Annotated in this window: 17 protein-coding genes; 7 read left to right on the top strand and 10 right to left on the bottom strand. The window is 60.4% G+C overall.

Annotation, left to right across the window (positions count from 1 at the left end; translation table 11 throughout):
• Positions 1-316 precede the first annotated feature (316 nt).
• The 10 genes from AC1MEE_RS13080 to AC1MEE_RS13035 form a co-directional block, all read right to left on the bottom strand.
• Complete coding sequence (locus AC1MEE_RS13080) at positions 317-1144, bottom strand: helix-turn-helix transcriptional regulator (RefSeq protein WP_480415746.1); 828 nt, start codon at positions 1142-1144, stop codon at positions 317-319.
• Positions 1145-1357: 213 nt separating this feature from the next.
• Positions 1358-1540 (bottom strand): hypothetical protein, encoded by a 183-nt coding sequence (locus AC1MEE_RS13075; RefSeq protein ID WP_480415745.1) that lies wholly within the window; start codon positions 1538-1540, stop codon positions 1358-1360.
• Positions 1541-1666: 126 nt separating this feature from the next.
• The gene (locus tag AC1MEE_RS13070) at positions 1667-2992 is read right to left on the bottom strand and encodes an MFS transporter (protein WP_480415744.1); all 1326 of its coding nucleotides are present in this window, start codon (positions 2990-2992) and stop codon (positions 1667-1669) included.
• A 30-nt stretch (positions 2993-3022) separates the two neighbouring features.
• Positions 3023-4690: a GMC family oxidoreductase gene (locus AC1MEE_RS13065; protein ID WP_480415743.1), complete on the bottom strand. Its 1668-nt coding sequence runs from the start codon at positions 4688-4690 to the stop codon at positions 3023-3025.
• Between the two features lie 44 nt (positions 4691-4734).
• Positions 4735-5268 carry a 2,4'-dihydroxyacetophenone dioxygenase family protein gene (locus AC1MEE_RS13060; protein ID WP_480415742.1) on the bottom strand — a complete coding sequence of 178 codons (534 nt, stop codon included), beginning with the start codon at positions 5266-5268 and terminating at the stop codon, positions 4735-4737.
• A 47-nt stretch (positions 5269-5315) separates the two neighbouring features.
• Positions 5316-5966, bottom strand: a complete 651-nt coding sequence (locus AC1MEE_RS13055; protein ID WP_480415741.1) for a nuclear transport factor 2 family protein — start codon at positions 5964-5966, stop codon at positions 5316-5318.
• Between the two features lie 199 nt (positions 5967-6165).
• Positions 6166-8643, bottom strand: coding sequence for an efflux RND transporter permease subunit (locus tag AC1MEE_RS13050; RefSeq protein WP_480415740.1), 2478 nt, complete (start codon positions 8641-8643; stop codon positions 6166-6168).
• Positions 8640-9791 carry a WD40/YVTN/BNR-like repeat-containing protein gene (locus tag AC1MEE_RS13045; protein WP_480415739.1) on the bottom strand — a complete coding sequence of 384 codons (1152 nt, stop codon included), beginning with the start codon at positions 9789-9791 and terminating at the stop codon, positions 8640-8642. Before AC1MEE_RS13045 ends, AC1MEE_RS13050 begins: the two co-directional genes overlap by 4 nt.
• A gap of 40 nt (positions 9792-9831) precedes the next feature.
• The gene (locus tag AC1MEE_RS13040; RefSeq protein WP_480415738.1) at positions 9832-11187 is read right to left on the bottom strand and encodes a DUF1329 domain-containing protein; all 1356 of its coding nucleotides are present in this window, start codon (positions 11185-11187) and stop codon (positions 9832-9834) included.
• A 14-nt stretch (positions 11188-11201) separates the two neighbouring features.
• A complete protein-coding gene (locus AC1MEE_RS13035) occupies positions 11202-12803 on the bottom strand; it encodes a DUF1302 domain-containing protein (protein ID WP_480415737.1) in 1602 nt (533 codons plus the stop codon).
• A 243-nt stretch (positions 12804-13046) separates the two neighbouring features.
• On the opposite strand from AC1MEE_RS13035, the gene AC1MEE_RS13030 reads away from it, so the two are divergent.
• The 7 genes from AC1MEE_RS13030 to AC1MEE_RS13000 all read left to right on the top strand — a co-directional run bounded on the left by AC1MEE_RS13030 (position 13047) and on the right by AC1MEE_RS13000 (position 19916).
• Positions 13047-13580: a nuclear transport factor 2 family protein gene (locus tag AC1MEE_RS13030; protein WP_480415736.1), complete on the top strand. Its 534-nt coding sequence runs from the start codon at positions 13047-13049 to the stop codon at positions 13578-13580.
• 10 nt (positions 13581-13590) lie between these two features.
• Positions 13591-14055 carry a nuclear transport factor 2 family protein gene (locus AC1MEE_RS13025; protein WP_480415735.1) on the top strand — a complete coding sequence of 155 codons (465 nt, stop codon included), beginning with the start codon at positions 13591-13593 and terminating at the stop codon, positions 14053-14055.
• A 63-nt stretch (positions 14056-14118) separates the two neighbouring features.
• Positions 14119-15060, top strand: a complete 942-nt coding sequence (locus AC1MEE_RS13020) for an SDR family oxidoreductase (RefSeq protein WP_480415734.1) — start codon at positions 14119-14121, stop codon at positions 15058-15060.
• Positions 15061-15385: 325 nt separating this feature from the next.
• Positions 15386-16216, top strand: coding sequence for a p-hydroxycinnamoyl CoA hydratase/lyase (locus AC1MEE_RS13015; RefSeq protein WP_480415733.1), 831 nt, complete (start codon positions 15386-15388; stop codon positions 16214-16216).
• Positions 16217-16426: 210 nt separating this feature from the next.
• On the top strand, positions 16427-18331 hold the full coding sequence (locus AC1MEE_RS13010; RefSeq protein ID WP_480416225.1) for a feruloyl-CoA synthase: 1905 nt from the start codon (positions 16427-16429) through the stop codon (positions 18329-18331).
• 348 nt (positions 18332-18679) lie between these two features.
• Positions 18680-19282 (top strand): helix-turn-helix domain-containing protein, encoded by a 603-nt coding sequence (locus tag AC1MEE_RS13005; RefSeq protein ID WP_480415732.1) that lies wholly within the window; start codon positions 18680-18682, stop codon positions 19280-19282.
• Positions 19227-19916, top strand: coding sequence for an ISL3 family transposase (locus AC1MEE_RS13000; RefSeq protein ID WP_480415731.1), 690 nt, complete (start codon positions 19227-19229; stop codon positions 19914-19916). The genes AC1MEE_RS13005 and AC1MEE_RS13000 overlap by 56 nt, the downstream gene beginning before the upstream one ends.
• Positions 19917-19955: the final 39 nt, after the last annotated feature.

Genomic DNA, 19955 nt, shown 5'->3' with positions numbered 1-19955 from the left:
GATTTCAATCTGCTCTTTCGGTGTTTTGCCAGGTAGGAGATCCCACCCCGTCTTCGACGCCGGGCTGTCGCGCAGCAAACACAATCCCGCTTCTGCCCAAGGCGTAGGAGAGACCGGGACGCGCAGTCTTGTCTGCGAAGACCATACGGCGCGATCTGTCAGACCCACCGCGTTGAATGGCCTTCGCAGACAAGTCAGCTCCTACATGGGATGGTGTTTGACTTAAAATATATGTTTTATTTTTCAATGACTTATAAGTTGTTTGAGGGGCCCGTACCTGGGATCACTCCATCTCGAGTCGTAAGCGCAAGCTGGCCTAGCGTGCCGCCACACTGCGTTTGCGCAGTACAGTGGCAAACAGTTCGCGCCGCGACGATACGCCGAGTTTCTCGTAGGCCCGGGTGCGATAAGTAATGACGGTGGTCGGTCGGATATTCAGATCTTCGGCTATCCGTTCAGTGGTGGCGCCATCGAGAATCCGCTGCACCACCTCGCGCTCGCGTACCGTCAGTTGCGGGCATATCTCGCTCAATTCGTCGGTGACCGCCCCGCGAAAGCTCGACTCGCCGTCGGTATCGAAAGCATAGTGGCGGGCGATGCAACTGGCTATCAGGGGGGCCAGGCCGAGCAGGTGCTGGATATCCGTTTCGCTGTAGTGCCCGGCGGAGCGGTCGCGGTAGAAGTTGACCGCCAGCGATTGGGATTTGGCGACGCGTACCAGGACTGTCAGGCGGTCGATGATGTCGACGTTCTCATAGCACTGTGCACGGTAGTCCGGACATTCGATATCTTCCAGGCGCTGATGGTGCACAATCACCGGCGGCGCCTCGAAGCCCGCCGGGTAGCGTGCGATCACTCGCAGAAGATCATCCTGGCGGAAAAACGAATGGGCGTAGGCCGAAGCGGCATTGAACACATGCCAGGCGCTACGCACGCTGGCGCCAGAGAGTAAACGCGGATTGCGGTCACCCTCGAAGCTGAGCATTGAACAATGATGGGCCGATATCTGGGTGCGAACCAGATCGAGGGCCGCGCTGGCCATGGAGCTCTGATTGGTCGAGCCGATCGCACCGATGAGGCGCGAAAGGGCCGTGATGTTCAGAACGAGACTGGCGGTGCCAGGTGTGACGGTCCAATGCTGCATGTGATCTCCTTCATGGCGCCTGAACGCCTTGGAGTATTGTTATTCGACCTAACTAAATATACGCCGCGCTTCATTTTGCTACTACCTGCGTGCTGTCCCCTGAGCTGCCTGGATGACCCCGTTTTCGAGGGTTTCCGATGAGTGGATGCGCAGCCCCGGGAAAATCGCTTGATGGCAGCCATGGAGATGTTTGCCCGACTTGGGGCAGGCGATTCAGTGGAGGTTCGGCCAGCCGCTGGTAATGACCAACTGTTGAGTACAAATGGTCGGCGCGTAGGGACAGGAACTCAAGCTCGCAATGAGCTGCGAACCTGCTGGCTGTGGCCAGAGCACAAAGACAGCGCTGGCCAGTACGGTTGTGAAGGCGATACCCACGACGATTCTTGTTGTTTTCATTGCCATGTCCTGCGCTAGGTTGACTGACAGGTTTATCGATACTGCTGTATGGGCGATTCGCGAACTCCTTGTGCCCAATGTCGTCCTCTTTCTTTCAAGCAATCGAGCCTACGGCGAACCCACTGTTCAGTGGGCCTGCCATTGGCTGCGCATCAACAGCACGCTAGCGGCACAGAGCAATGCGGGCACGCAGAGCAACGCCAGGATGCTGGTGGCAGGCAGCCCCTGGCCGATAATCCAGGCGCCGGCCAACGGTGCGCTAATCGAACCGCAACTGCCGACGACACCGGCCCAGCTCATGCCCGTGGCCTTGATGGCCGATGGGTAATAGGTGGTGCACAGGGCGTTGAGAGACAGTTGGGCACCGGTGATACCGCCGCCGGTCAGCAGTAACAGCGGGATCCAGCCCGCGCCAGAGGGCACCACCAGAAACAGCCCCAGGCACAGGGCTGCGATCAGAAAGGCGACGAACAGCGCCGGCAGGGTTTTGCCCCGGTCGAGGAACAGCGCCAGCAGGATTCCGCCGATCACGCCGCCTGCCTGGATCAGCACCGCCGCGCGCAGAGCTGCGGCAGGTGCCCAGCCAGCGGACTGGAGCAGGGTTGGTAGCCAACTGATCAGTACGTAAAGGTTGAACAGGTTGAATACCAACAGGCCCCAGAGCACCAGGGTTCTGCTGCGGTAGACCGGTGTCAGCAGCGCGCGGACAGAAACCCGGGGAGCGACTGGCAGTGTCCGGCTGACCAGCTCGACCTTTCGGATATCGATGTCCGGGGCGATACGGGCGAGGGTGGTAGCGATACGTGGGTCCCCTGGATGCCGGGCATTGAGAAATTTCAGCGATTCCGGCGCCCAGCGCCACAGCAACAAGGCCACCAGCACAGGCGTTACCCCGGCCAGCAGGAAAATCCCCCGCCAGCTCCAGGCTTCGATCACCAGGGGCGCGATGAAGCCGGCACTGAAGGCGCCGATCCCCATGGAAGCATTGATCAGTACCAGGACCATGCCGCGACGACGTACCGGTATGTATTCGGCCGCCCAGGTGTTGCAGATGGGGATCGACACGCCGAGACCGAGACCGGTCAGCAGCCGCCAGATCACGAACGGCTCGGGACTGCTGGCCATGGCGGTGCAGGCGGTGCTCAGCCCGACCACAACCAGGGCGCTGATCAGTGCCGGACGTCGGCCAAAGCGGTCACCCAGGGGGGCGAGCATTGCCGCGCCGAAGGTCAGTCCAACCATCGAAGCGGACAACGCGATGCCGAAACGCGCAGCGGGCACGCTCCACTCCAGGGCCAGAGACGGCACGCTCAGGGCCATGACCTGGATGCCGAAGCCATCGATGAACATGGTCGCGCCGCACAGTACCGCCAGCAGGATCTGCAAGGGCGTCATCGGGCGCTGGTCGAGCAGATGCTCTATGTCCAGTGCTTGGGTCAGGGTGTGGTTCATGTCTGCGGTTTCCGGTGATCGGTAGAGGGTTCAGGACGTGATCAGGGGGCGCGCGGGGACGCCGACCTGTTCCTGGGCTGACGGTTCTGCTGGCAGCAGCGGGCGACCGAGGATCAGGTCCGCAGCCTTTTCCGCGATCATGATGGTGGGTGCGTTGGTATTGCCGCTGACGATGTCCGGCATCACCGACGCATCCACCACGCGCAAGCCTTGCAGACCGTGAACCCTGAGCTGTGCATCAACCACTGCGTACTCGTCGGTACCCATGGCGCAGGTGCATGCCGGGTGCATGCCGGTCTGGAGGGTGGCCTGGATGTAGGCGTCCAGTTCGGCGTCGCTGCGCACCTGAGGGCCCGGTGCCAACTCTGCCCTGACCATACTGGCCAAGGGCTCAGTGGCGAAGAAGCGGCGCAGGAACTTGAGCATGTCCCGAGCGATGCGCCGGTCCTCCTCGTGGAGACCCAGCCCAAGTCGGATTCTGGGGGCGGCCAGAGGGTCCGCGGAGCGCAGGGTGAGTTCGCCGGTGCCGTGGGGGCGCAGGCTCAACACGGCTGCGCTGAACTGGTGGCCGGCGCCTTGGCGCCAGCCAGGAAACCAGGGCCGGGCGAGCATTGAGACGTGGCTGATATGGAACTGCATATCAGGCCATTGCAGTTCAGGTTGTGAGCGGACGAAGCCCTGGATCGACAATGGGTTGATGGCCAGCGGCCCGGTGCCGCTCATGGCCCAGCGCAAGGCAGATAACACCAGACGATCGAGACGCAGGACCTGGTCGAAGGTGTTTACGCTGTTCGCCTGGTAGACGCCCCCCACTAACGGGTGATCCTGCAGGTTCTTGCCGACGCCCGGAAGATGATGACGAACCGGGATACCCAGGGCCTGCAGCTCGTCCGCCGGACCGATGCCGGATAGCAGCAGAAGTTGCGGCGAATTGAACGCACCGCCGCTGAGGATCACTTCGCGGCTGGCGCGGGCATTGTGCAGGCTGTTTCCCTGAGCGTACTCAACGCCGATTGCGCGCTGTCCGTCGAACAGGACCCGGGTCACCTGTGCATGGGTAATGACGGTCAGGTTCGACCGCCAGCGAGCTGCGTCCAGAAAGGCGGCCGCCGTGCTTTCGCGTCGTCCGCGGCGAATGGTGAAGTCAGGCAGGCCGAAGCCCTCCGCCTGCTCGCCATGGAAATCGTCGAGGTTGGCATAACCCAGGCGTGTCGCGGTTTCCAGCATGCGCGGGGTGATCTCGGGATGGGCTGGTTGGCGTGACACCGCCATAGGTCCGGAATCGCCATGAAACCGATTTGCACCGCGCCAATTGCTTTCCGAGCGTTTGAAGTAGGGCAGCACTTCGGCATAGCTCCAGCCATCCAGACCACGCGCCTGCCAACGGTCGTAATCGCCAGCATTGCCGCGGCTATAGAGCATGCCGTTGATCGATGAGGTGCCGCCCAGCAGCTTGCCACGGGGTTGCGGCAGAGCCCGCTGGTTGACCCCGGCTTCCGGTTCGCTGTTGTAACCCCAGCCCAGCGAGGGCAGGTTAGAGGCCGGCATCCAGGCCACGGGCATTGCCACCATGGGATGACGGTCGCTGCCGCCGGCTTCGAGCAACAACACTCGGTTGCCGGAATCCTCTGACAGGCGATTGGCTAATACGCAGCCGGCAGAACCGGCGCCGACGATGATGAAATCGAACTCTGCCATCTTGAAAACCTTACTGAAGATGAATGCCTGCTGCCTGAGGCTGCTCAGGGCCTGGAGTAATGCACGTGGCCGCCCTCGATAATCGATGGCACCGGCAAGCCTTGTGCGCGCAGGGCGGCTGGCCAGTCATGCAGATGACTACCTGCGTCGAGCTTGGCGACGATGTTGCCGGTCTCATCCTGAATCAGCATCGCGCCATAGATAATGAACAGCACGTCGGTTTCGCCGTGGTTGTGATCGGCGACCTTTAAGGTATGGCTGGATCCTGGTGGTTCGAACAGATAGGAACCGGCACGGCTGGGCGGCGTATCGGCATGTTCGAGGTAGCTCCATTCGCCGCTCAGGGTGAACGCATGGACTGCACCGGTATGGTGATGCGGCGGCAATTGCACGCCAGGTGCAAAACGGATGCGCACGGCGAACATTGCCCCTTCGACATCGGCGCTCAGCAACTTGAGACGCACGCCCGGAGCGCCGAAGTCCTCGGCGAAAGGCAGGTCGTCGCTGGCGATATGCAGGGACGAAATCACGAAGGCGTCGCTATGACTGTTTATTGGGGTAGGGCTAGGATGGTTCATCACATGATCCTCATTGTTGTTTTTCATGCGCCGGGCGGCAGACCGGCTCAGGGCTTGGAGGTCACACGGGTGACTGCTGCGCCAGTAATCGGATGCGGGTAGTGGTAGGGCACGAACGTGCGACCGAGCGCCGGGTTGGGTTCGGCCGAATGCTCTTGTGGTGGCAGGCTGTCGCTCGCCGGTGTACTGGCGAAGGCCAGGCTGTCGCAAGGGTGGGTGGTGTAGAAGGTCGGTACCCACCAGAGCTGGGCGATCTTCCAGACGCCGGCTTCCTTGACGTAGGTATTTTCGTAGACGCCCTCGGCCCAGAACATGCTGTGGCTGCCCGCTGGCGGGTTACCCTGGATCAGCGCACGCCAACGACCTTGAGCATGCAGGCCATCGCCTATTAGAGTGACGACACCCTGCAATTGCATGTGGTTGATGAACTCATCGCGCAACAAACCGCTACGACCCTGGCCCAGCACTTCGACAAGGAAATCCTCGATGTTGTGCTTGCCGAGGTAGCGGCCGCGCTGGCCGATTTCCATAACGGCCTCGCTATCGCTGAACAGCTCGGCCATCTCCGTCCACAGGCGGTTGTCGATGTAGTAGCCGTACATGCGTTGCAGGCGTTTGATCTGCTCGATGTCTTCGAGCTCGATGAGGCGCGTTTCCAACTGTTCGATGCGTTGCTGCAAGTGTTCCTGAGTCGACATCTGTGGCTCCTTTTGTCGCCTTCCCTACGCGTTGCGTCGAGTGGCTCTTGTTGTTGAGGGGCGTCTGTTACCGAATACTATCTGGCGTCTGGAGGGGCTAATGTCCTACGTGAAGAGGACGCCCGCCGGGTAACCCGCCCGGGCACATAGGGCACATAGGGCACATAGGGCACGGGCACGGGCGGGTGATCTGGAGGACTCAGATGGGCTCTTTCAGCGTCTGTTGCGGGTTGCGTTCGGCTTTGCGGTTACGAACGGGCTGCGCGAGCTGTGCGCTGTCATGTTGGTCGTCGGCCTGCTGCCGGCGCATCGGCTTGAGCAGGAAGCTGGCCAGAGCCGGTAGCAGAATCAGCGCGCCGAGCATGTTCCAGAGGAACATGAAGGCCAGCAGGATGCCCATGTCGGCCTGGAACTTGATAGGCGAAAACACCCAAGTGGCGACGCCGATGGCCAGGGTCGCACCGGTCAGCAGCACGACTCGGCCAGTGAACAGCAGCGAGCGGTAGTAGGCGATGGACAATGACTCGCCGTTGCGCAGGTGCAAAAGCAGGATGCTCAGCACATACAGCGCATAGTCGATGCCGATGCCCACGCCAAGCGCGATCACCGGAAGCGTCGCGACTTTTACCCCAATGTCCAGCCAGACCATCAGCGCTTCGGCGAGCACCGAGGTCAGCATCAATGGCAGGATCGCGCAGGTCACCGCGCGCCAGGAACGGAACACCAGGAAGCACAGCAGGATCACCGCGCCGTAGACCCACAGCAGCATTTCGCGGTTGGCCTTGTGCACCACGCTGTTGGTCGCGGCCTCGATACCGGCGCTGCCGGCCGCCATCAGGAAACGTTCATCGCCATGGTCGTTCGTCGCCGCGAAGGCCTGCACCTCGGCGACCAGCGCCTGCAGGGTTTCGGCTTTGTGGTCGCGCAGGAACAGCCGAAGCATCGACAGGTCGCAGTTCTGGTTGACCAGGCTCTGTGGGGCGTACTTGACCAGATTATTGATCACCGCCTGGTTGGGCAGCAGGCCAATCCACTTCGGATTACCCTCGGTGAGCTGGCTGGTCATGACCTTGATGAACGATGCAAAGGAGTCGCTGGCGACGACACCGGGTTGTTGGCGCAGGCGCCATTCGAGACGATCGATGCGGTCGAGCAGGGCATAGTTCATGCATTGTTGTGGCGCCGAGGTGACCATGACGATGAACACGTCGCTGCTGCTGCCATAGTTGGACGTGATGTAGGCGTTGTCCTGGTTATAGCGTGAGTCAGTTCGCAGCTCCGGGGCGCCGGGGTCGAGGTCACCGATCTTCAAGTGCAGGCTCACCATGAAGCCGCCAATGCCCAGGGCGAGGGCGGCGAGCAGGGTTGGCGCGGCGACCTTGCGTCGAGTGAACAGGTCGAGGAAACGCCACAGTGGCGGGCGGATCTGTTCTCCCTCCTGCGCCTGCTCGCTGCGCAGGCTGCGAGCTGCGGCCTGGCGTCCGACACCCATGTAGCTGAGCAGGATCGGTAGCAGGATCAGGTTGGTGAAGACCAGAAACGCGACACCCAGGCTGGCGGTCAGCGAGAGCTGACGGATCACCTCGATCTTGATCAACAGCAGCACGGCGAAGCCGACGGCATCGCAGGCGAGTGCCATGAGCCCGGCCATGAACAGGCGGCGGAAGGTATAGCGCGCGGCGATCAGACGGTGAGTGCCGCGACCGATGTCCTGAAGGATGCCGTTCATCTTCTGCGCGCCGTGACTCATGCCGATGGCAAACACCAGGAAGGGCACCAGAATGGTGTAGGGGTCCAGTTCGTAGCCGAGCAACGGCAGGCTGCCGAGCAGCCAGATCACCGCGATCAGTGAGCAGAACAGCACCAGCAGGGTGCTGCGGATGCAGCGGGTGTAGGCGAATACCACCAGGCCAGCGATCAGGATGGCCGCGGCGAAGAAAGCCAGCACCTGGGCGAGCCCCTCGATCAGATCACCGACTACTTTGGCGAAGCCGACGATATGCACGCGGATGTTGTCGCTCTGGTACTTGGCGCGGATATCCTCGAGCTTCGAGCCGAACAGCCCATAGTCCAATGGCCGCCCGGTTTCGGTGTCGATGTCCAACAGTGGCACCAATAGCATGCTCGACTTGAAGTCGCCGGCGACGATGCTGCCAATCTCCCCCGAGCGCTCGATGTTCAGGCGCAACTGTTCGAGGCTTTCGACTGAACCATCGTAGTGCGAGTCGATGACCTGGCCTTCGTCGATACCTGACTCGGTGATGCCGTGCCAGCGCATGGTCGGGGTCCACAGCGACTTCATGTAGGGCCGGTTCACCCCGGCGAGCAGGTAGACCTCATCGCTGATTTTCTGCAGGGTTGCCAGGTAATCCTTGTCGAGAATACTGCCCCGGGTGTTCTCGACCACCACCCGTACTACGTTGCCCTGGCCCGCGAGGCTGTCCTGGTTGGCCTGGAAATTGATGACGAAAGGGTGTTCCTGGGGAATCATCCGCTGGAAGTTGGCGTTCAGCGTCAGCTTCGGGAACTGGGCGATGAAGAACCCGGTCAGCAGCAGGCAGATCAGCATCAGCCAGGGGCGGTGGTTGAACAGCAGACGTTCGAGCAGTGAGCCCGAGCGGGTATCGAACTGGCTCAGGTCAGCGATGACCGGAGCTTCCTCGTGAGCGGCTTTCATTGACTGGGCTCCTGGGCGATCTTCGTTTGCGCGACAAGTTTTCCAGCCGGCAAAGTGACGATGCCGGCCAGACTGGTGAGGACCAGGCTGCCGTCGGTGGCTTCGGCCACGGCGGTCAGCGGCGCGCCCCAGCCGAACGGCACTGCCTGGAAGCTGCGGCCCTGGTCCCGGCTGGCATACACCCGACCTCCTTGATCAAGCAGGACGATGCTGCCGTCGCTGCGTACCAGGCCAGCATTGAAGCTGGCCCTGGCGCCGCTGATGGTGATGCGCTGCCAGTGCTGTCCGGCATCCTCGGAAAGAAACACATTGCCGCGCAGGCCGAACAACAGGAGTCTGTTGTCCGCCAGTGGCAGCAGGCCGAAGTAGCTGCCCTCGTAGGGCGAGATCAGGCGTTTGAAGTGCCCGTCACTGGCGTCGGCCGCCAGCAACAGACCTTGCTCACCGGCGGCAAACCACCTCTGACCCTGATGTTGCAAGGCATAGAGGTGTAGGCCGTCGGGATTCTCCAACTGACTGGAGAACGCCTGCCAGGTCTTCCCGCCGTCCTGGCTGCGCAACGCCAGATTGAAGGCACCGACCACATTGATTCGATCCGGGTCGTCGAGCTGCAGGGCCAGGAAAGGCTTGTCCGGGCCATCCTCGACCAACCGCCGTGCTGCCTGCAGGTAGTCGTCACGGGCAGCTTCGTCGAGTTGGCCGGCGTCCTGCCCGGCCTGAGCCAGGACCAGGCCCGCGGCCTGGACCCCATCCAGCCGCTTGCGCCAGTGTTCGCCGCCATCATCGCTGGACAGCACCACACCCTGATGACCGATAGCCCAACCGTGGTGTTCGTCGGCGAAGGCCACGGCGGTCAGGTTGACATCCACCGGAACCGCCGCCTGATGCCAGGTCTGAGCGTTATCGTCGGACCAGGTGATCAGGCCGTGCTCGCCGACTGCGACCAGGCGCTGCCCCGCACGGACGATGCCGTTAAGCAGTGCGCGTTGCGGTTGCACCACACTGGCAGCAGGGCGATTCAGCGGATCTGCCGTGGTGTTTGCCACGGCGATGTCGGTGGGTGTTGCCCCCGCTGCGGCCGACGTCGTTTGCACGACGCCGAGCGCGAGGACGCCGAAGAGCATATGTCTGAGCAGAAGACTTGCCATGGATGCATTCCTGCGGCAGGGACGAAGGGCGGCGCGAGTCTTAACGGACACCTGAGCGTTCCAGCGATTGCGGGGTGAACATGTTGCTCGGTAGTTCGTCGAACTTCACCGACCCCTTGTCGTTGATCAGGTTGAGCGCCGCGTAGTCCTTGGCTTGCAGGTTATATACAAAGGTGCTGGCGTTGTAGGTCACTGGCAATTGCGGATAGACGAACATTGTCAGGTTGTGGGTTTTCCACAGTTGGCCCTTGGCATCCCATTGATCGGTCACCAGGACCTGCCAGGTATCTTCGTCCAGGTAGAAGCGCCGTTTAGGCACCACATGCCGTGAGCCGGCTTTCAGCGTGGCATCCACGACCCAGACCCGATGCAGTTCCCAGCGCAGCAGATCAGGGTTGGCGAATTTCTCGCCGACGAGATCTTCCGGTTTGGCATAGGCAAGATCGTTGTTGTTATAGGGCACATACAGTTCTTGTTTGCCCACCAGTTTCCAGTCGTAGCGATCCATTGCTCCGTTGAAGCCGTTGCCATCGTCGAAGTTGATCACCCCGGAGGTGAAGTTGTTCGGCACGTCATATTGCACGTTGGGCGCTTTGCGCAGACGCCGTTGACCGGTCAGGTAGCTCCAGGCGTTAGTGGCCTGGTGGACGTTGTCGGAGGGACCATGGATCAGCAGTTTCTCGCCGGCGGAGTAGGCCGGAGCGGTACTGGCGACGATGACCGCACCTAGCAGTTTGCCGTCCCAGGGATCTTTACGTCCCGGAGCATAAGCCCAGGGGAAGGAGTTCTGGATGATATTGCCCGCTGTCATTGCGCGTTTGCCGGACGACGAAACGAACCAGGTGTAGGCATCGAGCGTGTTATCGGCACCACGCCAGTTCCACTGGTGATTGAGCATGGCCTGCTCGCCGTTCTGTGGAATCGGGAAGGGCGTGCCGCCATGGAATTTATCGAAACTCAGCGTGTAGTCCGCAACTTCCATGCTTGTGGCGTTCTGCCGGGTACGGTCATAAATATATTGCGGAGCCATGGCGGTACGATGGGTCGGATAGATATCCATTCGATAGCCAGGGTAGTTCTTCAGCATGTAGAGCGAGCCTTCGGAGAGCTTGCCGGCATACTGTGTGGCGTTCCCTGCATTGAGGCTCAGCAGGGGCTTTTCATCGCTGAACAGCTTGCCCGGCAAGCGTTGGTCCGTGACGGGAAGGGGCTTGCTCAGCCCACCATCCCAGGCTGGGATAGTGCCGTTGGCATTTGCGGCACGCTCCGCACCCAAGGGCGTCAGATTCTGGCCAAGGTGGGCAGCCTGATCTTCACTGACGGCGGCAAAAGCGGGCAGGTTGAACAAGGACGCGACACACAGAGCAAGCGATGTAATTTTCTTATTGGGGGTCATGGCCAATCTCCAGATCAGAACGAATAGGCTGCGTTCAACAAGACGAAGTCCCGGTCGTGGTAAGCATTATTTTTATCTTCGCCGAGGTAGTGGGTGTAGTTGATGCCGCCGCGCAGATTGCCGGCATACTTGAAGTTCAGGCTGGCACCGATATCGCCGCCATGGGCAGCACCGGTAACGTTGAAACCAGGGTCTACGGCCGAGCGCCCGGTGAAGTTGTAACCCAGGGTCACCGGTGAACTCAGATCGATACTCGGTAGTGCCTGGTACCAGGTCGGCTCGAACTGGACGCGGAAACCGGCGGCGGTGCGAGCCGTATCTTTGTCGAGGGCGTCTTCGTTTTTGGTGACCTTGTACAAGTGGTTGGCGCCCAGCTCACCGACCAGTTGGGCGTTGTCATACCAGGCCGCTCGCGGCAGTACCCAGATCGTCGAGACTTGTGCGTGGATGGTCTGGCCGACGGCGTAAACCTCGTCGGACTGATCACCTATCACCGACAGCGGGCCGCTGACCAACGGCATGTTGTCGCGGAAAGACACCTCGCCGGCGACGTTGGCATCGCCGACTTTGCTCGAGAGGCTCAGGCCGTACATCTGGATCTGTTCCGGATATTTGAAGAAGTACTCGTCAGGCGTCAGCTCGGGCGTCAGGTGAACGATGACCTGCGGTGTCTTGGCGGTGTAGCGCAGGTAATACATCCCGTAATCCATGTCGTGTTCATAGTCGCGGTACTTCAGCGCGACGCCCCATTGGCCGCTGTGCTCTGGCGGATTCTCCTGGGCGCCGCGAGGCAGGAGCACGCCGGGTGCCAACAGCAGGTTTTCGCCACCCTTGAAGCCGCCATCGAAAATGCTCCAGTAAGTGCCTGGCGCCGGGACGCGGGTTTCGCGGTATTCCAGTTGGTAGTAGCTTTCAAAGGACAGGTTATCGGTCAGCTCCAGCGCCATGGACAGCTGGTTGACCGGCATGAACACTTCCTTGGCCAGGGTGCTCGGTACCGACAACGCCTTGTAGGCATCGTTGGGCGCCTGGCCGGTCGCAATGCCATTGGTGGCGAGGAACAGGCTTTCGCCCCAGAGCAGGGTATGCCGGCCCAGACGCCAGGACAGGTTATGGCCGGCGACATCGAAGCTGCTGTGGACGAAGGCGTCCAGCAGCTCGACGTTGCGTCCGGCCTGGACCTTGGCATCGTTGGTAAAGGCCTTGTTACTGACCGAGGTCTCGTTGTAGGAGTCCTGGGGGATGCTGCGGTGGTCGCCGTCATAGACGTTGTCGTACCAGCCTGCCGCACTGACACGTAGCCCGCTGTTGGAAGCGTCCTTGAGGGTCAGGTCGAACTCGGAGAGGACGTCGACCCGGTCGGTAATCAGGTCGTTGCGTTTGAAGGCGCCGTCGCCGTCGTTGGCATTGATGTTGTTCAAATTGAGCGAAGAGGGACTTTCGGTCCGCATGCCGATTTGGTATTTCAGGGTATTGTCCCAGCGAATCTGATAGTTCCCGTTGTCCACCAGTTCAGCGGCCTGTAGACAAGGTATGGCGCTGCCACACATGGCCAGGGCGAGTAGGTGGGGAGCGGGATGCTGGCGGATACTGAGGACGCGTGTTGTTATTTTCATTTTTTCTCCTCTGGCTGCGTGCTTTATGTTTTTTATTGGCAGCGGCGGTTGGCAAGGCAGGTTGGGGTGTTGCGCTGGATACAGTGTTTCCCAATAGCCGTTACTTATGCTGTCGTATGAAAGACCGACAGCGCCCCCACGTCCTTTTTGCAGAGGACAGCAGACCCTGCGGAGATGCCCTAAGGTTTGCTCAGAACAGGGCGACACGTGGCTTGGTGCCGGTGTCGCCGACAGGAGATACAGATGAGCGTTGCCATCCCTCTGACAGTTGAAGATCGTTTCGCCATTAAGGATTTGCTGGTGCGCTATGCCTGGGCACTGGATACCGCTGATGCCGACGCCCTGGTGGGTTGCTTTACGCCCGAGGGGGTCATGATCGAAGAGGTGTTTGAAGACAACCCCGATGTCTGGGAGGGCGAGGCCGGTCTTCGCCGGCTGGTGGCCTACTATGCGGCAATCCCCAACTTTTCCGCTCGTCAGCACTACGCCGCCAATACTTTGGTGGAGGGTGGCGACGGCCTTGCCCAGGCCAAGTCCTTTGCACTGGTGACTGAATGCCTTCACGAGGCACCGCATAATGTTCGCTTCTGCGGTTACTACGATGACCAGTTGGTGTGCCAGGAGGGGCAGTGGTTGTTCGCCCGACGGACTCTGCGTTTGTGGGACGGCGAGGTACTCAAGCGCTTTCCCGGCTATGAGTCCCCGACACCCCGTCGTCGGCCGCCGGAAATGACCCTGGTGCCAAAGACCCCGCCGCGCTCTGGCGATGTCGATTGAGGAGGCCAGAATGACAACCCTGCACAGCTTGAGCGCCGCCGACCGTATCGACATCGAGGATCTTTATTCGCGCTACGCCTGGGCGCTGGATACCGGAGATGTGGAAGGTTTTGCCGACACTTTCGTGCCTGAGAGCGTGGTGGTGGTCTGTACCTATACCCGGATACCCAACCGCTATGAAGGTCGTCAGGGCGCCATCGACCTGGCCGAGAGCCTGCGGGTCTGGGATCGCTTTCCCGGTTGCCAGCACTACACCGGTCAACTTCAGGTGGTGAGCGATAGCCTCGGACATTGCCAGGCACGCTCCTATACCTTTATGACCGACTGCCGCGGTGATGCGCCCTATCAGATTCGCTTCGCCGGATGCACCCGGGATCGCCTGGTCAAACGTGCCGGAATGTGGTTGTACGAAGAACGCCTGATCCAGCTTTGGGAGGGCGATGTGTCACAGGGGTTTCCCGTTCCCGGTTTCTGAGCCAGTAGGCAAACGAAACCTTGCATCACCAACAGCCTTCATCAGAACAAGGAAAACAATAAGATGAAAATTCTCGTCACCGGCGCCTCAGGGCAATTCGGCCGGCGCGCCGCTGAACTGTTGCTCGAAATCCTCGAACCCAGCGAACTGGTGTTGATCAGCCGCCGACCGGAGGGTCTGGCCGACTTCGCCAGCCGCGGTGTGGAGATCCGCACCGGCGACTTCGACCGGCCGGAGACTCTGGACGTGGCGTTCGCCGGTATCGATCGTGTTTTACTCATCAGCACCGACAGCGTCGGAGCCAAGCGTCGCCGCCAACATGGCAACGCGATTGCTGCTCTGGAGCGGGCCGGCGTCGGGCATATCGTCTATACCTCGTTCGTCGGCGCGAGTGCCGACAACCCGGCCATCAGCGCCTCGGAGCATGCCGCTACCGAGGCCTTGCTGCTGGCCACCGGAATTCCCTGCACCTTCTTACGCGACAGCCAGTACAGCGAGGCCATAGCTCTGTTCGTTGCGCCAGATGCATTGCTCACGGGGCGTTGGCTGGCGAGTACGGGGGAGGGGCAGATCGGTCTGGTTTCGCGAGAGGATTGCGTGGCCTCGGCGGTGGCAGTGCTGACCAGCAGCGGACATGAGGGCAAGGTCTACGACCTGACAGGGCCTGAGCTGCTGACTTATCGTGATTGCGCGCACTTGACTGCTGAATTCGGTGGTCGGCCCGTGGAGTATGTCTCCTGTAGTCAGGAAGAGAAGTACGCCTTCTTCGACGCTCTGGGTGTGCCCCGGCGGATCGTCGGCGACGGGCCGATAGCGGGGCCGATTCCCTGGCCGAGTGAGGAAATGGTCAGCTTCGAGCAGGCGATTCGAGAAGGTCGTTTCGCCATTCTCAGCAATGACGTGGAGAAGCTTACCGGGCGCCCACCGACATCATTGCGCCAGATCTTTGAGCAGTATGCAGCGACTATCCAGGCGGCCGTCGTTTCTCAATCAAGCGCTCATTGATCTCATCGTCTTTGCGACCGCTTTGCGGTTGATCGCAGCCTGCGGCAACGCCTGTGTCGCAGGCGTGCGCCCGTGACGTCAGGGCGAATGCCCACCTTCCAAAGAAACTGCCGTCGGCTGCGATAAGGCCCCAGGCAGTCTGTCCGTGCGAAACCATGACCTGTTTACCTACACCCTCTGCTGCCGCTCGTTTTGAGCGCTGCTTGGGTGGCGGCTGTGCTTCACTGTGGAAACAAGTTAATTAGCATAATAGTTAATTGACATAACTATATTGGCGGGATAGTTTTGTCTCATCCACAGCGAACAACAACAGAGGGTGTGTGAAATGAGCAATTACGATGGCCGTTGGCAGACCGTTAAAGTCGAAATTGAAGAAGGCATCGCCTGGGTCATTTTGAACCGGCCCGAGAAACGCAATGCCATGAGCCCGACCCTGAACCGGGAAATGGTCGAAGTGCTCGAGGTGCTTGAGCAGGACGCGGATGCGAAGGTGCTGGTGTTGACCGGCGCCGGTGAAGCCTGGACCGCGGGCATGGACCTCAAGGAATACTTCCGCGAGGTCGATGCCGGGCCGGAGATCCTTCAGGAAAAAATCCGTCGCGAGGCGTCGCAATGGCAGTGGAGGCTGCTGCGCATGTACAGCAAACCGACCATCGCCATGGTCAATGGCTGGTGCTTCGGCGGTGGCTTCAGCCCATTGGTGGCCTGCGATCTGGCCATCTGCGCCGACGAGGCGACATTTGGTCTGTCGGAGATCAACTGGGGGATTCCGCCTGGCAACCTGGTGAGCAAGGCCATGGCCGACACCGTGGGCCATCGTCAATCGTTGTACTACATCATGACCGGCAAGACCTTCGGCGGGCAGAAGGCTGCCGAGATGGGGCTGGTCAATCAGAGCGTGCCCCTGGCGCAACTGCGTGAAGTCACCGTCGAGCTGGCACAGAACCTTCTGGAGAAAAATCCGGTGGTACTGCGTGCCGCGAAGATTGGCTTCAAGCGCTGCCGCGAGCTGACCTGGGAGCAAAACGAGGATTATCTGTATGCCAAACTCGACCAGTCGCGTCTGCTCGATAAGGAAGGCGGACGCGAGCAGGGCATGAAACAGTTCCTCGACGACAAGAGCATCAAGCCTGGCCTGCAGACCTACAAGCGCTGATAGCGGCGCAGATTATTGAGGGAGCGTTCCCAAGGTTCCCTTGATGGTCGCCATCCCAGGCACATGCCTGGGCTGACTTGGATGTTCGAATAATCACAAAAACAGGCTGTTCAACAAGGTCATAACAAGAACAAGGTGGCGGCATTGAGCCGCCATGCCCTCCGGATTTTTTGCCCTTGCGAGCAAGTGTGAATCGGAGCGCAACCCTTGATGGAGGAAGGCGAAGTGAGTGTCGAGCCCCAATCGCAGCCGGTATTGTCTACCGCTGCACAGCCGATTTACCGGCGCGTATCCATCGGTCATCCGCCGATCCAGGTACGCGAGGACGAGAGCGGCATCCTGCACATGCGTGCGCTGGAGCCTTTGAGTCCTCTGCCTGACCGTTTGCTTGACCGCTTGTTGTACTGGGCCGGCGTGTCTCCGCAGAAAACCTTCATTGCGGCGCGTCAGCAGGGGGGAGAGTGGCGGCACATCAGTTATGCGCAGATGCTTCAGAGCACACGCGCCATCGCCCAGCGCTTGCTCGGCTACGGACTGTCCGCCGAGCGTCCGCTGGCGATCCTCTCAGGCAATGACCTGGAGCACATTCAGCTGGCCTTCGCCGCGATGTACGCGGGCATTCCCTATTGCCCGGTGTCCCCGGCGTACTCCCTGCTGTCGAAAGACCTGGCCAAGCTGCGGCACATCTTCGATCTGCTCCAGCCGGGCCTGGTGTTCGCCGCCGACGCGCAGCCGTTCCAGCGCGCGATTGAAACCCTGCTGCCGGACAGCATTCCACTGATCTTCACCCAGGGCCAACTGGCCGGTCGCAAGAGTGTCTCTTTCGACAGCCTGCTCAGTGAGCCGGGGGGCGCCGAGGCCGATGCAGCATTTACCGCAACGGGCCCCGACAGCATCGCCAAGTTCCTGTTCACCTCCGGTTCGACCAAGCTGCCCAAGGCGGTGCCCACCACCCAACGCATGCTCTGCGCCAACCAGCAGATGCTCCTGCAGACCTTTCCGGTGTTTGGTGAAGAACCGCCGGTACTGGTCGACTGGCTGCCGTGGAACCATACCTTCGGCGGCAGCCACAACGTCGGCATCGTGTTGTACAACGGTGGTAGCTTCTATCTGGACGACGGCAAGCCGACGGCCCAGGGGTTCGCCGAGACCTTGCGCAATCTCAAGGAAATTTCGCCGACGGCTTATCTCACCGTACCCAAGGGTTGGGAAGAACTGACTCGCGCACTGGAGTGCGACAGCGAATTGCGCGAGCGCTTCTTTGCCCGGATCACGCTGTTCTTTTTTGCCGCCGCCGGCTTGTCGCAAAGCATTTGGGATCGCCTTGACCGGATCGCCGAAGCGCATTGCGGCGAACGTATCCGCATGATGGCCGGATTGGGCATGACGGAAGCCGCGCCGTCCTGCACCTTCACCACCGGACCGTTGTCGATGGCCGGTTATATCGGGCTGCCAGCGCCGGGCTGCGAGGTCAAGCTGGTACCGGTAGACGGCAAGCTCGAGGGCTGTTTCCGTGGGCCGCACGTGATGTCGGGCTATTGGCGGGCCCCGGAACAGAATGCCGAGGCCTTCGATGCCGAGGGTTACTTTCGCTCAGGCGATGCGATCAAGCTGGTCGATGTCGACCATCCACAACTGGGGTTGATGTTCGATGGCCGTATCGCCGAGGACTTCAAATTGTCGTCGGGGGTGTTCGTCAGTGTCGGCCCGTTACGCAACCGCGCAGTCCTGGCGGGCGCGCCCTATGTGCAGGATGTCGTGGTTGCGGCGCCTGACCGCGAGTGCCTGGGATTACTGGTCTTTCCCCGGCTGGCGGACTGTCGGGAATTGGCCGGGCTCGCCAGCGATGCCACGGACGCCGAGGTGCTGGCGGCAGCGCCGGTGCGCCATTGGTTCGCCAACTGGTTGCGCAGCCTGAACGCAGAGGCCACGGGCAACGCCACACGCCTGGAATGGATCGCGCCGCTAGCGGAGCCGCCTTCAATCGATCGCGGCGAGATCACCGATAAGGGATCGCTCAACCAGCGAGCCGTGCTGCAATGGCGTGCTGCTCAGGTGGAGGCGCTGTATCGCGGCGAAGACCACAGCCTCATCTACGACCGCAATGGCGTTTAGCTCAGCGCCCGGCGGTCGATGATGCAACATCATCGGCTGCCGGGTAGGAGGGACCGCCCCGTCTTCGACGCTGCGCTGTCGCGCAGCAAACTGGGGCTCGATTCTGCCCGGAGGGCGTAGGAGAGACCGGGACGCGTAGTTTTGTCTGCGAAAAGGGCCGAAGGACCTTCCAGCGATATCGTGTCCAGCCCATTTACGACTGCTTCGCAGCCGATCGCAGACAAGTCAGCTCCTACAGGGGGTCAGCGTTAGGCTGAAAATTGCATAAAAATTATGCTTTATTTTCAATGATTTATGCGTTGTTTGAGGGGCTTCACCGTTTTGAGTGGGTAATCTATTCTCCTCCCCATGAGAGATATTGATTTATATGCCCAAATTCTTGGGCTCCAGGCTCCGTGGAAAGTGGTCGCAGTTAACCTTGACCGTGCGTTGGGGCAAGTCGTTGTCGGCGTTGGAGTATCTGATGCTGCTGCGTTCACCTGTCCGCAATGTGGCCTGCACGCTTCGCGTTATGACAAACGCAAACGTCGTTGGCGGCATCTTGATACGTGTCAGTTCGTGACCATTCTAGAGGCTGAGGTGCCCAGAGTTCATTGCGCCGAGCATGGCGTGGTGACTGTCGAGGTCCCGTGGGCAGACGCTGGTTCAGGTTTCACCTTGATGTTTGAAGCATTGGTGATCAACTGGATCCAGGAAGCCAGTATTCAGGCGGTCTCGCGTCAACTCCAGACGAGCTGGGGCAGCATTGACCGGATCATGGCTCGCGCCGTCAGACGCGGATTGGCGCGTCGAAAACCGTTATCACCGACCCAGATATGCGTGGACGAGACTTCGTTTCAAAAGCGTCGCGAGTACGTCACCGTGGTGACCGACCCCGCAACGGGTCAGGTTGCATGTGGAAGACGGCAACCTTACACAGAGCCTGGAAGCGTTTTATACGAAGCTCAATAGTGACCAGAAGCAAGCAATTACAGGCGTTTCGATGGACATGTGGCCCGCCTTCATCAGCGCGACCCAACGTCATATTCCTGATGCCATGCACAAAATAGCGTTCGACAAGTTTCATGTGGCCAAGCTGTTGAGTGAGGCGCTGGACAGGGTGCGTCATATGGAGAACCGCGAGTTGCTAAAGGCAGGCTCCACGGTGCTCAAGAACACGAAATACGTCTGGCTTAAGCGGGCCGAAAACATGACCGAGCGGCAACAGGCAACCTTCGAGTCGTTGCGAGAGGGTTCGTTGCGTACAGCCAAAGCTTGGGCGATCAAGGATCTGGCCATGCAGTTGTGGCGAGGTAAGGATCGGGATGAGGTCGAACAACAGTGGAACCACTGGCTGGAATGGGCCTTGAACAGTGGGCTGCCACCGATGTGGAAAGTCGCCAAAACGATCAAGCGACGACTGTGGGGCATCGTCAACGCCATCGTGTTGAACCTGCATAACGGCCATGCAGAAAGCATGAACGCACGCATTCAACGGCTCAAGCAACGCTCTTGCGGGTTTCGAAATCGGGAGCGTTTTCGCAATGCCATTTACTTTCATTTTGGTGGTTTGGATTTATACCCGGAACGTCTCCAAAACTCATAACACCCACTTGATCCGGTGAAGCCCCTTGTTTGATGAGAG

The organism is Pseudomonas sp. ASL3, from assembly GCF_056680425.1.
Note: the sequence above shows the minus strand (reverse complement) of the source record. Positions and strands in the feature narration are given on the sequence as shown.

Coding starts and splice junctions, on each gene's coding strand:
- AC1MEE_RS13080 (WP_480415746.1), bottom strand. CDS start 1,144: ATGCAGCATTGGACCGTCACACCTGGCACCGCCAGTCTCGTTCTGAAC.
- AC1MEE_RS13075 (WP_480415745.1), bottom strand. CDS start 1,540: ATGAAAACAACAAGAATCGTCGTGGGTATCGCCTTCACAACCGTACTG.
- AC1MEE_RS13070 (WP_480415744.1), bottom strand. CDS start 2,992: ATGAACCACACCCTGACCCAAGCACTGGACATAGAGCATCTGCTCGAC.
- AC1MEE_RS13065 (WP_480415743.1), bottom strand. CDS start 4,690: ATGGCAGAGTTCGATTTCATCATCGTCGGCGCCGGTTCTGCCGGCTGC.
- AC1MEE_RS13060 (WP_480415742.1), bottom strand. CDS start 5,268: ATGAACCATCCTAGCCCTACCCCAATAAACAGTCATAGCGACGCCTTC.
- AC1MEE_RS13055 (WP_480415741.1), bottom strand. CDS start 5,966: ATGTCGACTCAGGAACACTTGCAGCAACGCATCGAACAGTTGGAAACG.
- AC1MEE_RS13050 (WP_480415740.1), bottom strand. CDS start 8,643: ATGAAAGCCGCTCACGAGGAAGCTCCGGTCATCGCTGACCTGAGCCAG.
- AC1MEE_RS13045 (WP_480415739.1), bottom strand. CDS start 9,791: ATGGCAAGTCTTCTGCTCAGACATATGCTCTTCGGCGTCCTCGCGCTC.
- AC1MEE_RS13040 (WP_480415738.1), bottom strand. CDS start 11,187: ATGACCCCCAATAAGAAAATTACATCGCTTGCTCTGTGTGTCGCGTCC.
- AC1MEE_RS13035 (WP_480415737.1), bottom strand. CDS start 12,803: ATGAAAATAACAACACGCGTCCTCAGTATCCGCCAGCATCCCGCTCCC.
- AC1MEE_RS13030 (WP_480415736.1), top strand. CDS start 13,047: ATGAGCGTTGCCATCCCTCTGACAGTTGAAGATCGTTTCGCCATTAAG.
- AC1MEE_RS13025 (WP_480415735.1), top strand. CDS start 13,591: ATGACAACCCTGCACAGCTTGAGCGCCGCCGACCGTATCGACATCGAG.
- AC1MEE_RS13020 (WP_480415734.1), top strand. CDS start 14,119: ATGAAAATTCTCGTCACCGGCGCCTCAGGGCAATTCGGCCGGCGCGCC.
- AC1MEE_RS13015 (WP_480415733.1), top strand. CDS start 15,386: ATGAGCAATTACGATGGCCGTTGGCAGACCGTTAAAGTCGAAATTGAA.
- AC1MEE_RS13010 (WP_480416225.1), top strand. CDS start 16,427: ATGGAGGAAGGCGAAGTGAGTGTCGAGCCCCAATCGCAGCCGGTATTG.
- AC1MEE_RS13005 (WP_480415732.1), top strand. CDS start 18,680: ATGAGAGATATTGATTTATATGCCCAAATTCTTGGGCTCCAGGCTCCG.